At 65.8% G+C, this 13,244-nt stretch carries 12 protein-coding genes; all 12 read right to left on the reverse strand.

Translation table 11 applies throughout. The features are described 5' to 3' along the window. Positions 1 to 2 precede the first annotated feature (2 nt). Positions 3 to 1,214, reverse strand: a complete 1,212-nt coding sequence (gene trpB / locus ACNKW1_RS02650; protein WP_418363044.1) for a tryptophan synthase subunit beta — start codon at positions 1,212 to 1,214, stop codon at positions 3 to 5. Beyond that, on the reverse strand, positions 1,201 to 1,824 hold the full coding sequence (locus ACNKW1_RS02655) for a phosphoribosylanthranilate isomerase (protein ID WP_418363045.1): 624 nt from the start codon (positions 1,822 to 1,824) through the stop codon (positions 1,201 to 1,203). The genes trpB and ACNKW1_RS02655 overlap by 14 nt, the downstream gene beginning before the upstream one ends. Beyond that, positions 1,825 to 2,622, reverse strand: a complete 798-nt coding sequence (truA, locus tag ACNKW1_RS02660; RefSeq protein WP_418363046.1) for a tRNA pseudouridine(38-40) synthase TruA — start codon at positions 2,620 to 2,622, stop codon at positions 1,825 to 1,827. It abuts the gene before it with no gap. After that, entirely contained in the window at positions 2,619 to 3,224 is a 606-nt protein-coding gene (locus ACNKW1_RS02665) for a CbiQ family ECF transporter T component (protein WP_418363047.1), read from the reverse strand. The genes truA and ACNKW1_RS02665 overlap by 4 nt, the downstream gene beginning before the upstream one ends. A 63-nt stretch (positions 3,225 to 3,287) precedes the next feature. Next, positions 3,288 to 6,449 (reverse strand): FimV/HubP family polar landmark protein, encoded by a 3,162-nt coding sequence (locus ACNKW1_RS02670; RefSeq protein WP_418363048.1) that lies wholly within the window; start codon positions 6,447 to 6,449, stop codon positions 3,288 to 3,290. 211 nt (positions 6,450 to 6,660) lie between these two features. Next, on the reverse strand, positions 6,661 to 7,794 hold the full coding sequence (asd, locus tag ACNKW1_RS02675; RefSeq protein WP_418363049.1) for an aspartate-semialdehyde dehydrogenase: 1,134 nt from the start codon (positions 7,792 to 7,794) through the stop codon (positions 6,661 to 6,663). A 54-nt stretch (positions 7,795 to 7,848) separates the two neighbouring features. Then, a complete protein-coding gene (leuB, locus tag ACNKW1_RS02680; protein WP_418363050.1) occupies positions 7,849 to 8,913 on the reverse strand; it encodes a 3-isopropylmalate dehydrogenase in 1,065 nt (354 codons plus the stop codon). A gap of 49 nt (positions 8,914 to 8,962) precedes the next feature. After that, positions 8,963 to 9,601, reverse strand: a complete 639-nt coding sequence (gene leuD / locus ACNKW1_RS02685; protein WP_418363051.1) for a 3-isopropylmalate dehydratase small subunit — start codon at positions 9,599 to 9,601, stop codon at positions 8,963 to 8,965. Beyond that, positions 9,601 to 9,729 carry an entericidin A/B family lipoprotein gene (locus tag ACNKW1_RS02690; RefSeq protein WP_418363052.1) on the reverse strand — a complete coding sequence of 43 codons (129 nt, stop codon included), beginning with the start codon at positions 9,727 to 9,729 and terminating at the stop codon, positions 9,601 to 9,603. Before ACNKW1_RS02690 ends, leuD begins: the two co-directional genes overlap by 1 nt. Positions 9,730 to 9,757: 28 nt before the next feature. After that, positions 9,758 to 11,167, reverse strand: coding sequence for a 3-isopropylmalate dehydratase large subunit (gene leuC, locus ACNKW1_RS02695; protein WP_418363053.1), 1,410 nt, complete (start codon positions 11,165 to 11,167; stop codon positions 9,758 to 9,760). 73 nt (positions 11,168 to 11,240) lie between these two features. Next, the gene (locus tag ACNKW1_RS02700) at positions 11,241 to 12,056 is read right to left on the reverse strand and encodes a M48 family metallopeptidase (protein ID WP_418363054.1); all 816 of its coding nucleotides are present in this window, start codon (positions 12,054 to 12,056) and stop codon (positions 11,241 to 11,243) included. 13 nt (positions 12,057 to 12,069) lie between these two features. Continuing rightward, positions 12,070 to 13,239 carry an MFS transporter gene (locus ACNKW1_RS02705; RefSeq protein WP_418363055.1) on the reverse strand — a complete coding sequence of 390 codons (1,170 nt, stop codon included), beginning with the start codon at positions 13,237 to 13,239 and terminating at the stop codon, positions 12,070 to 12,072. Positions 13,240 to 13,244 lie beyond the last annotated feature (5 nt).

The following is a 13,244-nucleotide window of genomic DNA, read 5'->3' on the forward strand; positions in this document are numbered from 1 at the left end:
GTTCAGAACTGGATGCCGGAACGTTCGGCGACGGTGTGCATGTCCTTGTCGCCACGGCCGGAAAGATTGACCAGCAGGATCTTTTCTCTGGGCAAGGTCGGCGCGAGCTTGGCGGCATAGGCAAGCGCATGCGACGACTCGAGCGCCGGAATGATGCCCTCCAGCCGGCAAAGGTCATGGAAGGCCTTGAGCGCCTCCGCGTCGGTGATGCCGACATATTCGGCACGCGAAGAGTCCTTGAGCCAGGCGTGCTCGGGACCGACTCCGGGATAGTCGAGACCCGCGGACACCGAATGCGTCTCGATGATCTGGCCGTCCTCGTCCTGCAGCAGGTAGGTGCGGTTGCCATGCAGCACGCCGGGGCGCCCTGCGGTCAGCGAGGCCGAATGACGGCCACTGTCCAGCCCGTCGCCCGCAGCCTCAACGCCGACGAGCTTCACGCCCGCCACATCGATGTATGGATGGAAGATGCCCATTGCGTTCGAGCCACCGCCGACGCACGCGATCACGTAGTCGGGCTGGCGCCCCGTCATCTCCGGCATCTGCACCAGGCACTCCTTGCCGATCACCGACTGGAAATCACGCACCATCATCGGATAGGGGTGCGGACCGGCGACGGTGCCGATGATGTAGAAGGTATCGGCGACGTTGGTAACCCAATCGCGCATGGCCTCGTTCAAGGCGTCCTTGAGCGTCTTCGAACCGGATTCGACCGGGACGACGGTCGCACCAAGCAGCTTCATGCGGTAGACATTGGCCGCCTGGCGCTTGACGTCTTCCGAGCCCATATACACCACGCACTCCATGCCGTAGCGCGCAGCCACGGTGGCCGTGGCGACGCCGTGCTGGCCGGCCCCGGTCTCTGCGATCACGCGCGGCTTACCCATGCGGCGGGCAAGCATGGCCTGACCAATGCAGTTATTGACCTTGTGCGCGCCGGTGTGATTCAGATCCTCGCGCTTGAGGTAGATCTGCGCGCCGCCCAGGATCTCAGACCAGCGCTTGGCATGATAGATCGGGCTCGGGCGGCCGACGTAGTGCTTGAGCTCGTACTCGAATTCGGCGATGAATGCCGGATCACGTTGGCAAGCTGCGTAGGCTTCACGCAGCTCGGCCAGCGCCGGCATCAGCGTTTCGGACACGAAGACGCCTCCATAGGGACCGAAATGTCCGCTCGCGTCGGGAAACTGATAAGGCGTGTCAGCCAATTGCATGTCGAACTCCGGCAACGAACGCAGCGATCTTCTCGGCGTCCTTGATTCCCTTGGCACTCTCGACTCCGCTCGACACATCCACCGCCCACGGGCGGATACGACGTACAGCCTCGGTCACGTTGTCCGCATCGAGTCCGCCGGACAGGACCAGCGGTCGCGAAAAACCCTGCGGAATCAGCGACCAGTCGAAAGTTTTTCCACCACCGCCGTAGCCCTCGACGAAAGCGTCGACGAGGATGCCGCAGGCGCGTGGGTGCGATGCAGCAAATTCTAGCAGATCGACCCCTGGGCGCATCCTGGCCGCCTTGATCCACGGCCGACCGAAGCGCGCACAGTCGGCCTCGGTTTCGTCACCATGGAACTGCAGAAACTGCAGCGGGACGCTCGCGAGCACGGATTCCACCTCCCCCGGCGCGGGATTCACGAACAGGCCTACGGAACTCACGAACGGGGGCAACAGCGCGACGAGTTCGGCGGCCTGTTCGGCGGACACCGCGCGCGGACTGGGCGGATAGAACACGAAGCCGATCGCGTCGGCACCGGCTTCGACGGCCGCGCGCACGTCCTGCGGGCGGGTCAGGCCGCAGATCTTGATTCGGGTCGGGGACATTCAGACGAGGGGTAGCTGAGGCAGCGCGATGATACGCCCATCGTTGGGCAGCGGCCAGCGCGGCGGGTAGCGCACACCGCACAGATAGAGGCCATCGGGGGAGAAGGTTGGCGCTGCACGGGTTCGATCACGCGCCTCGAGGAGTTCACGCATCCACTCGACCGGGTAACGCCCCTTGCCAACATAGACGAGCGCCCCCACCAGGTTGCGGATCATGTGATGCAGGAAGCCGTTGGCGCGGAAATCGAACAGCAGGTAGTCCCCCTGACGACTGACGCGCGCCTCGCGCATCACCCTTACGGGCGTTTTCGACTGGCAGCCAGCGGCACGGAACGAGGAGAAATCGTGCGTGCCGACCAGACACGCAGCGGCAGCCGCCATGCGCGTATCGTCCAGCGGCAGATGAAACCACCCTACCCGCCGGGTCAGCATCGCAGGCCGCGTAGGTGCATTGTGCAGAATGTAGCGATACTGCCTTTCGTACGCGAGATAGCGGGCGTGAAAGTCCTCGTCGGCCTCGGCCGACCAGCGCACCACGACCGATGACGGCAGCAGGGCATTGACGCCGCGCACCCAGGCCGAGGCCGGACGTCTTGCGCCGGTGTCGAAATGCGCCACCTGAGCACTCGCATGCACGCCGGTGTCGGTGCGGCCGGCACAATGCAGGCGCACCGGCTCGGCAGCGATCTGCGCCAGCGCCGCCTCGAGCACATCCTGCACCGTGCGCCCATGCGCCTGGCTCTGCCAGCCACAGAAGGCATCACCCGCATACTCGAGCCCCAGCACAACGCGCGTCACTTCAGACTCCACCACAGCAGCACGCCGAACACACATACGGCGACCAGCACATCGATCCCCCCCATGCGTTCCCTGCGCAGGACGACAGGATCGGCCGTCTGCTGCCCGGTCTCATCGACCAACCAGTCTTTCCAATGACCGGCACGCCCCCTGGGCGACTGCTCGACGTACTGCAGCACCAGCAACAAGCGCAGGGCCAGCCGCTCGGGCGGCACCCCGATCAGGCGCAAAGGGCGCGCCAGTGCATGCAATCCGCCCACGAGACGTTCCAACGACAAGCGCTCCAGCAGGATGCCCACCGCACAGACCACGGCGAGCAGTCGAGCAGCATGAACCGCAGCGAGAACGACACCTTCCCGGCTCGGGCCAAGCCGGGGCCAGTCGAAGAAGAGCGCTTCCCCCGGCGTAAACCATGCAAACAGCGCGGCGATCGCAATCAGCAGCACGCGCACCCGCTTCACCAGACGCCAGCTTCGCCCTGGGGCAAGCAGCGCGGCGAGCGCAACACAGACCAACACCGCAGCGCCGAGCGCCTGCGGGGGCAGGAGTTGAATGCTGGCCACGGCAGCCAGCCAAAGGAGCAGGATCAGACCGGAATGCATGCGGGGGTTAACGAAGAAAGGCCGCCGCGGGCCCGAGGCACGCGGCGGCCCGGCAAGGCGCGTTCAGCTCAGGCGGGCGATCATATCGCGCGCTGCGACCTGCTGTCTCTCGGAGCCTTCTGCCACCACTTCGCGAAGGAGTTCGAGGGCCCCCTCGTTGTCGCCCATCTCCTCGTAGGCGCGGGCGAGTTCAAGCTTGGTTTCGGACTCCTCATTATCCGGCCCCGGAGCCCCCCCGTCGTCAGCCTCCAGTCCCATGCCCGGCAGGTCGCCTTCCAGCCGGGTCTCGATCATCGAGGCAGGCATCTCGTCTCCGGACCCCGCCAACCCTTCGTCGAACTTCTCGAGATCCAGATCGATGGAGGTGAGATCCAGCCCGGCGGGCATCGCACCCGTCGCGGCAGACGCCGCCTCAGGCACATCCAGCTCAAAATCGAAATCGAGCAGACTGTTGTCGAAGCTGGTTTTCTCGAGATCAACCACGGGCTCCTCACTGGGCGCCGCGCTTGCAGCCGCCGCGCCCCCGGCCGCAGACGGCTTCTCACCCTCGTCAAATGCATCGATTGCGGCCGCGTCACTGCTGACGATGGTTGCCGCCAGGTCGAAGCGGTCTCCGGTGGCATCGAGATCGACGTCAGGGAGCTCGAAATCGATACTGCTCGTCGTGGCCACCGCGTCCCCGGCGGCCTCGTTGCCTGCGGCCGGCTCAGGCGCCTGTCCGGTCGCTGGCGCGCTGCCGCCGATGTCGAGATCGAACACCAATGCGCCCTCGTCACCCTCCTGCGCCGAGTCCGTCGCGGAAATGAGCTCGTCCACAGCTGCCTCGGCGTCCGCAGTCTCTTCCTGCTCAGCCGCCACCACAGCCTCGGACGTCGACGGCTCATCGCCCAGATCGAGTTCGAAGTCGATCACGCCCGCGTCGATCGTCGGCTCATCAACCGGTTCCTCAGCTTCAGCGCCGGTGAATTTGTTGAGTTCACCGGGAAGTGTCCAGGTGTCGCGCATCTGCGAATGCGAAGTCTCGACCGGAGAGGAGGTGGTGAAATCCAGCGCCGAAAGCTCGAACTCGTCCGCGGCCGGCTCGTCTTCAGCCGTCGCAGGCGCGGACGGCCGAGCAGTGCCTTCAGGCTCCGGCATCACCGAAACCGCAGCAGCGGCGGCGACGCCCCCTGCAGCGAGCGTCGCGGTCGCGCCGAAGCCCGGCGAGGTCGGCTCATCCAGGTTGCTCAAGCCAGCCAAGGACTCGGAAACCGGCGTCGCATAGAGCGGGTTCTCGGGGTCTAGCTTGCGGCCGAGCGCAGCCGCCTTCTCCCAGTCACGCCCGTGACTGCCGGTTCGCGAGAACAGCTCGGTCGCAACGCTCTCGAACTGACGGGCATCGCTCCGCTGGGCGTGGATCTCCAGCAGCTTCAGGTAGATGGCTGCGCGGCCCGGGTCGGCCTTGAGCGCATCCTGCAGAATCTCCTCCGCCTGGGCGTCACGACCATAGGCCATGTACACGTCGGCTTCGGCGACCGGATCGACGCCCTCATCCGTGTCGATCGAAGACAACCCCGTCTGGCTGAAGTCCGTGTGCATGATGCTGCTGGCGCCGGTATCGACGCTCTGCTCGCCCGTGCTGCCGAAGACGGCCTGACTGTCGGCACCCGCCACTTGCTTGTCCAGGGTCGCATCCGCGGCGAGGATCTCCTGATCCTTGCGCCGCTGGCGGGACTTCAGACCGGCGTAGGCGAGCAACAGGACCAGGATACCGCCACCGCCATAGAGCACCGCAGGATCCGCAAGCAGGGTATCGACGAAGCTGGGTTCGGGCTGTGGCGCCGGGGCCGGCGCAGGCGCCCGCCGAGGCGCAGGCTCAGATGGCGTAGCGGTCTGCGGGGGCTGTGCAGGTTCTGGTGCAGGCGCGGCGACGGGTGTCGCGCTCGGCTCGAGCTGCGGTGCTGCGGCTGCGGGCGCAGCCGTTGCGGCCGCGCTGTCCGCCGGAGGCATCGCCACCTCGGTCCCTGCGGCGGGCTCCACACCCGCTGCCGGCGCGGTGCCTGCTGCCGGTTCGGCGCTTGCAGGGGCCGCCTGGACAGCCGCTTCAGGCTCACCCGACCCTGCGGCAGTCGGCGCTGCCGCACCGCCATCACCCGCCGTTTCTGCTTCGGCCTGCAACTGGCCCATCGTGCCACTCTGCAGTTCGAGCAGGCGTTGCAGGTCCTGCAGGCTGCGCTCAAGCTGCCCGAGGCGCGCATTGGCTTCATCAAGCGCCGCAGTGCGCGTGGCAAGTTCTTCCTCGAGCGCCTGAAGCCGGGACAGGGCGCTACCGTCGCCGGCCTCGGGATCCTGGGAGATCTGGACCTGATCGCCACTGCGTTCTGTCACCGCAGGCTCTTCCACCTTCGGAACGATCGCGCCAGCACTCTCCTGCCGGGCCTCGCCAGCGGGCACCGCGGGCCGCGCGGCTGCGGTACCGGCCAGACCACGACGATACGCCTCGAAGTCGGCGGCCTGGGCCCGCACTTCGCGGCGTGCCTCGCCAGCATCGATCGTGCGAACGCTCTCGGCCGCAGGTACCTTGAGCACCGACCCGGCACGTAGCCGGTTCATGTTCCCGCCATCGAAGGCCTGTGGATTGGCACGCTGCAGCGCGACAAGGGTCTGATCGAGCGTTGCCCCCGCCGGCGCGACCCTGCCCGCGATTCGGTGCATGGTGTCACCTCGCCGGACGGCGTAGCTATCCGCCGTCTGCGCGGAGGCTACCGGAGCGCTCGCACGAGTTGGCGCTGCACGCGGTACCGGCGCTGCCGCCGGGGTATCCACGGTGGCGGCCAGCGGTTTCGGCGCGGCGATGTCCACCGGATCGAGCAGGAAGGTGTATTCGCGCAGCAGTTGCCCGTTCGCCCAGTTCAGTTCCACAAGCAGATCGATGAACGGATCGTTGATCGGCCGCTCACTGGAGAGGCGGATCACCGGACGCGTTGCGCGCGTATCGACACTGACCCGAATCGCACTGATCGAACTGCCGTACGTCAGATTCGCACGCCGGAATGCTTCGGTGGAAGCAATCCTGGCACTGAGGGACTGGAGCTCCTGCGCGGTGGCACTGATCTGGATTTCAGCTCGCAAGGGTTGACCGAGACCGCTGAAAACATTGATCTGCCCAAGTCCTGCCGCACTTGCCGCAAGCGGCATGGCCGCGATGGAAAGTGCGAGCAGAGAAGCTCTGACCGACTTCGTCATGTTGGATTTCAAATCACGTCTCCCCGGAACTGAACGCTACGGCCACGAATAGTGCCGTTGGGCTAGGAATCTAGCATTTCCCGACGGTCATCGCATCATCATCGAAAGCCGATTCGATGCATTTAGCGTGACGGATTACCGCCCCCATGCGGGAACGCCAATCAAAAAGGGGGCTCGCGCCCCCTTTTTTTACGTCTGCTCAGCCCGATACTTAAGCTTCGAGCAGGATGCGCAGCATGCGGCGCAGCGGCTCGGCCGCGCCCCACAGCAACTGGTCGCCCACGGTGAAGGCGCCGAGGTACTCGGGGCCCATCGCCATCTTGTGCAGGCGGCCGACCGGGACGGTCAGCGTGCCGGTGACGGCGGTCGGGGTCAGTTCGCGCTCGGTGATCTCGCGATCGTTAGGCACCACCTTCACCCACTGGTTGGCGCCAGCAATGATCTCGGTGATCTCGTCGAGCGGAACGTCCTTCTTGAGCTTGATGGTCAGCGCCTGCGAGTGGCAGCGCATCGCGCCGATGCGCACGCACAGGCCGTCGATCGGGATCGAGCCCGAGCTGCGGAAGGCCGGATTGCCGAGGATCTTGTTACATTCGGCGCCGCCCTTCCATTCTTCCTTGCTCTGGCCGTGCTCGACCGGCACATCGATCCAGGGGATGAGGCTGCCGGCGAGCGGCGTATTGCGGAAGTTCTTCTTCGGGAAGCTGTCCGAGCGCATCGTCTCGGCGACCTTACGGTCGATCTCGAGGATGGCCGAGGCCGGATCGGCGAGCAGATCCTTGACCGAGTCGTGAATGGTGCCCATCTGGCTGATGAGTTCGCGCATGTTCTGCGCGCCGGCGCCCGAGGCCGCCTGGTAGGTCATCGCCGAGATCCACTCCACCAGGCCGTGCTTGAACAGGCCGCCCAGGCCCATCAGCATCAGCGAAACGGTGCAGTTGCCGCCGATCCAGTTCCGCCCGCCCTTGGCGAGCGCGGCGTCGATGACGTTGCGGTTGACCGGGTCGAGGATGATCACCGCGTCGTCGTTCATGCGCAGCGCGGAGGCGGCGTCGATCCAGTGGCCGTTCCAGCCGGTGGCGCGCAGCTTGGGGAAGACTTCCTTGGTGTAGTCGCCCCCCTGGCAGGTGATCACGATGTCGCAGGCCTTGAGCGCGTCGATGTTCATCGCGTCCTGCAGCGGCGCGGCGGCTTCCTTGCCGCCGAAGGACGGCGCCTTGCCGCCGGCGTTCGAGGTGGAGAAATACACCGGCTCGATGAAGGCGAAGTCGCCCTCTTCCACCATGCGCTGCATCAGCACGGAACCCACCATGCCACGCCAGCCAACCAGACCGACTCGATTCATGATCATCACTCTCTACAAAGACGTTCTTCGAAAAACCGCTTCAGACCCAGAAGCTTACAGCGCCGCGAGCACCGCGTCGCCCATCTCGCGGGTGCCAACCTTGGTCGTACCTGGCTCGTAGATGTCACCCGTGCGATAGCCCTGTGCGAGCACCTTCTTGACCGCATTCTCGACACGCTGCGCGGCCGCTTCCTGATTGAACGTATAGCGCAGCATCATCGCCGCCGAAAGGATGGTGGCGAGCGGGTTGGCCACGCCCTTGCCGGCGATGTCCGGCGCGGAGCCGTGCGAGGGCTCGTACAGGCCCTTGTTGTTGGCATCCAGCGAGGCCGACGGCAGCATGCCGATCGAGCCGGTGAGCATCGAGGCCTCATCCGACAGGATGTCGCCGAACATGTTGCCGGTGACCATGACATCGAACTGCTTGGGCGCACGCACGAGCTGCATGGCGGCGTTGTCGACCAGCATGTGGCTGAGCTCGACGTCCGGGTAGTCCTTGGCGACCTCCTCGGCAATGTCGCGCCACAGCTGCGTGCATTCGAGCACGTTCATCTTGTCGACCGAGCACAGCTTCTTGCCACGCTTCTGCGCCGCCTCGAAGGCGACCTTGAGGATGCGGCGGATCTCGTATTCGGCGTAGATCATGGTGTTCCAGCCCACACGCTGCTGGGCGCCCTCGACCTCGCGCATCTCGATGCCGCGCGGCTGGCCGAAGTAGATGTCGCCGGTGAGCTCACGCACGATCAGGATGTCCAACCCCGCGACAACCTCGGGCTTCAGCGACGATGCATTGGCGAGCTCGGGATACAGGATGGCCGGGCGCAGGTTGGCGAACAGGCCCAGATCCTTGCGGATGCCGAGCAGACCACGCTCCGGACGCTGCTCACGCGGCAGGGTGTCCCACTTCGGGCCGCCGACGGCACCGAGCAGCACCGCATCCGCTTCACGCGCGAGCTTCTGCGTCGCTTCAGGATAGGGGGTGCCGGTGGCATCCACCGCGCAGCCGCCAAGCAGCGCCTCTTCCATCTCGAGCTTCAGGTCGAGCGCGTTCAGCACGCGCACGGCCTGGGCCATGATCTCGGGACCGATGCCGTCACCCGGCAGCACGCAAATCTTCATCGAATCGTTTTCCTTGGTTCAGGGAGCCGCCCGCTTCGGGCAAGCAGGCTCAGGCAAAGTAGTAGGGGTGCTCGGCGCGGCGCTTTTCTTCGAAGGCGCGGATCCTTTCGGCATGGCGCAAGGTGAGGCCGATGTCGTCCCAGCCGTTGAGCAGGCATTCCTTGCGGAAGGGGTCGATGTCGAACGTGATCACCTTGCCGTCCGGACGGGTGATGGTCTGCGCGGCCAGATCCACCTGCAGGCGGTACCCCGCGCTGGCTTCGCACTGGCGGAACAGTTCATCGACCTCGGCCGCATCGAGCTTGATCGGAAGCAGGCCGTTCTTGAAGCTGTTGTTGAAGAAGATGTCGGCAAAGCTCGGGCCGATCAGCACGCGAAAACCGTAGTCTTCGAGCGCCCAGGGCGCGTGCTCGCGCGAGCTGCCGCAACCGAAGTTGTCGCGGGTCAGCAGGATCTGCGCGCCCTGATAGCGCGCCTGGTTGAGCACGAAGTCGGGGTTGAGCGGACGCTGGCTGTTGTCCTGACCCGGCTGGCCGACATCAAGGTAACGCCACTCGTCAAAGGCATTGGGGCCGAAGCCGCTGCGCTTGATCGACTTGAGGAACTGCTTGGGGATGATCGCGTCGGTATCGACGTTGGCGCGGTCGAGCGGCGCGACCAGGCCGTCGAGCGTGGTAAACGGCTTCATTATTTCACTGCCCTCTGGATGGCCTCGCCACCCCTTTCGATGTCCTTGCCGACGCCCTGCACGGTATTGCAGGCCATGGAGGCGAAGCCGGCGACGAGCGCGGCGGCGATCAGTGCAAGTCTCTTCATTGCATTCTCCTCAATCGGGTACTGGTCTTCAGGCCAGCGTGCGCACGTCGGTGAAGTGGCCGGTGACTGCAGCCGCCGCAGCCATCGCCGGGCTCACCAGGTGGGTGCGACCACCCGCGCCCTGGCGACCCTCGAAGTTGCGGTTCGAGGTCGAGGCGCAGCGCTCGCCCGGCTCGAGCCGGTCTGCGTTCATTGCCAGACACATCGAACAGCCCGGCTCGCGCCACTCGAAGCCAGCGGCGAGGAAGACCTTGTCCAGGCCCTCTTCCTCGGCCTGGCGCTTGACGAGGCCGGAGCCCGGCACCACCAGCACGCGACGAACGTTGGCGGCCTTGCTGCGTCCCTTGGCCACGGCGGCAGCTTCGCGCAGATCCTCGATGCGCGAGTTGGTGCACGATCCGATGAAGACCTGATCCACCTTGATGTCGGTGATCGGCGTGTTGGCTGCCAGCCCCATGTACTTCAGCGCGCGCTCCATGCCTTCGCGGCGCACCGGATCGGTGACTGCAGCGGGGTCGGGCACGCGACCATCGACCGTGGTGACCATCTCGGGCGAAGTACCCCAGGTGACCTGCGGCAGGATGTCCTCGGCCTTGAGCTCGACGACCTTGTCGAACTCAGCCCCCTCGTCGCTGTGCAGGCTACGCCAGTAGTCGACCGCCTGGTCCCAGGCAGCGCCCTTGGGCGAGAACGGACGATCCTTGAGGTAGTCGATCGTTGTTTCGTCCACGCCCACCATGCCGGCCCGGGCACCCGCCTCGATCGCCATGTTGCAGATCGTCATGCGGCCTTCCATCGACAGCGAACGGATCGCGCTGCCGCCGAACTCCATCGCGTAGCCAGTGCCGCCAGCGGTGCCGATCCGCCCGATGATGGCGAGCACGACATCCTTGGCGGTGACCCCGCGGCCTAGTTGGCCGTCGACCCGGATCAACATGGTCTTGGACTTCTTCTGCAGCAGGCACTGGGTGGCGAGCACGTGCTCCACCTCCGAGGTGCCGATGCCGTGCGCCAGACAGCCGAAAGCGCCGTGCGTGGAGGTGTGCGAGTCACCACACACCACGGTCATGCCAGGCAGCGTGGCGCCGTTCTCCGGGCCGATCACGTGTACGATGCCCTGGCGCGCGTCCTTGAACGGGAAGTAGGCGAGCGAGCCCACTTCGCGGATGTTGGCGTCGAGCGTCTCGACCTGCTGGCGCGACACCGGATCCTGGATACCCAGATCCCAGTGATCGGTCGGCGTGTTGTGGTCGGCGGTGGCAACGATGGAGCCGATCCGCCACGGCTTGCGCCCAGCCAGCTTCAGGCCTTCGAAAGCCTGCGGGCTGGTCACTTCATGGACCAGATGGCGGTCGATGTAGATCAGCGCCGTGCCGTCGGCCTCCTGGTGGACGACATGACTGGACCAGAGCTTTTCGTACAGCGTTTGAGCGTGCATCCCTGTGGTTCCGCGTCAGAAAAAGGAATGAATTATTTCACAAAGCCTGCGAGCCTGGACAGCACGCCCCGGCTCAGCGCCGGGCCGCCTGATAGAGCGGCATCACGCGGGCCGCGTACTCGCCCAGGTCGCGCTGGCGGCTGGCATGCGAGGGGTGCGTAGACAGCCACTGCGGCGGCGCCCCGGCCGACTGGCTGGCCATCTTGTTCCACAGCGTCACCGCGGCGCGCGGATCGTAGCCTGCCCGGGCGGCGAGCTCCACACCCATGCGGTCCGCCTCGGTTTCGTGTTCGCGAGAGTTGGGCAACTCGAACGTGACCTTGGCCACCGTACCCATCAGGTCCTGCCCCGCCTGCCCCACGCCGAGCAGCGCGCCTGCGACCGAAATGCCAAGACCCGTTGCCATCGCCTTCGACACCCGCTCCCGCGCATGCTCGCGCAGGGCGTGCGCGATCTCGTGCCCCATCACGGCGGCGATCTCGTCGTCGGTGAGCCGGAGCCGATCGATCAGGCCGGTGTAGATCGCCATCTTCCCGCCCGCCATGCACCAGGCGTTGAGCTCGTCGGCGCTGAACACGTTAACCTCCCACGCCCAGGACGGAGCGTCCGGGCGAAACACGCCGGTCTGTGGCGTCAGTCGTGAGACGATGCGCCGCACCCGCTGCACGGTCGCGGCATCGCGGTTGAGCGCGTTCTTCCGCCGAGCGTCTGCGAGCATGTCCTGATACTGCTTGCTCGAGGCCTGCTCCACCTCCTGCGCCGACATTATCATCAGCTGCGAGCGCTGCACGCCGACGGCCCCCCCTTGGGTGGTCTGCACCGTCTGACAGCCGGTGGCGAGGGCGCCGGCAACCAGGGCCGGCATGACGAACTTGCACATTGACTTCATCGTATCGATCTCCTCAGGCGGCCCCTTCCCGGCCGGGCGCATGCGGCACGCCATGCTGCTTCCAGCCCAGCAGCAGCCAGACAAAACCAGCCAGCGCGAATCCAGACCCAATCGTATAGGTCCACGCGGCACCGATCATTTCCCAGGTGTAACCGCTCAGCAGGCCACCGAGCATTCCACCCGCGCCGAAGGACAGGCTGCCGTACAGCGCCTGCCCGCGCGACTGCAGCGCACCGGGGAACCACTGGTTCACCACCGCGATGGCCGCTGCATGATAGGCGCCGAAGGTGGCTCCGTGCAGCAACTGCGCCAGCAGCAGCAGCGCCAGGCTGTCCGCCCCCCAGCCGATCATCAGAAAGCGCAGCACCGCACAGGCAAACGAGAGCAGGAGGATGGTGCGCAGCGAAAAGCGCTGCGAGATGCGCGGCATCCACATGAATACGATGATCTCGGCGATCACCCCCAGCGTCCACATCCAGCCCACGAGCGCCTTGTCGTAGCCGATGTCGACCAGAAAGATCGAGTAGAACACGTACAAGGCGCCGTGCGCCGCCGACATCAGGAAACACGCCCCGAGCAGCGCCCGCACCTCGGGCCTGCGCAAGGTATCGCCAAAGCTTGCTGCCTGCCGCTGCGCAGGCGGGCGCGCCGCCTCGGGAACGAGCGCGCTGCACACCACGATGCCCCCCAGGATGGCGGAAGTGACCCACAGCACGGCCTCGATCGGCAGGTGGTCCAGCGAATGGCCGAGTGCGAGCACGGCGACGATGAAGCCTACGGACCCCCAGACCCGGATGCTGCCGTACCGGTGGGCCGCCTCCCCCAAGTGCGAAAAAGTCAGCCCCTCCACCAGCGGCAGCGCAGCGCTCCAGAAGAAAGCCATCAGCGCCATTGCCGCAAACAGGCCGGCAAACTCGGTGGTCATGAAGAACACCGAGAAACCTGCCAGGCTCGCAAGGGCAGACAGGCGCACGATGGCCATGCGCAGACCCAGCTTCTCCGCCAGCCAGCCCCACAGGTTGGGCGCCAGCACGCGCATCAATTGCATCAGCGACATCAGCAGCGCGATATCGGTCGCCGACAGCGCGATCGACTGCAGGTAGAGCGTGAAGTACGGCGAGAACGCGCCGACGAAGGCGAAGTAGAAGAAGTAGTAGGCGGACAGGCGCCAGTACGGGATCATCGCGC

The sequence above is a fragment of the Thauera sp. WH-2 genome, from assembly GCF_048321015.1.
Taxonomy (GTDB): Bacteria; Pseudomonadota; Gammaproteobacteria; order Burkholderiales; family Rhodocyclaceae; genus Thauera.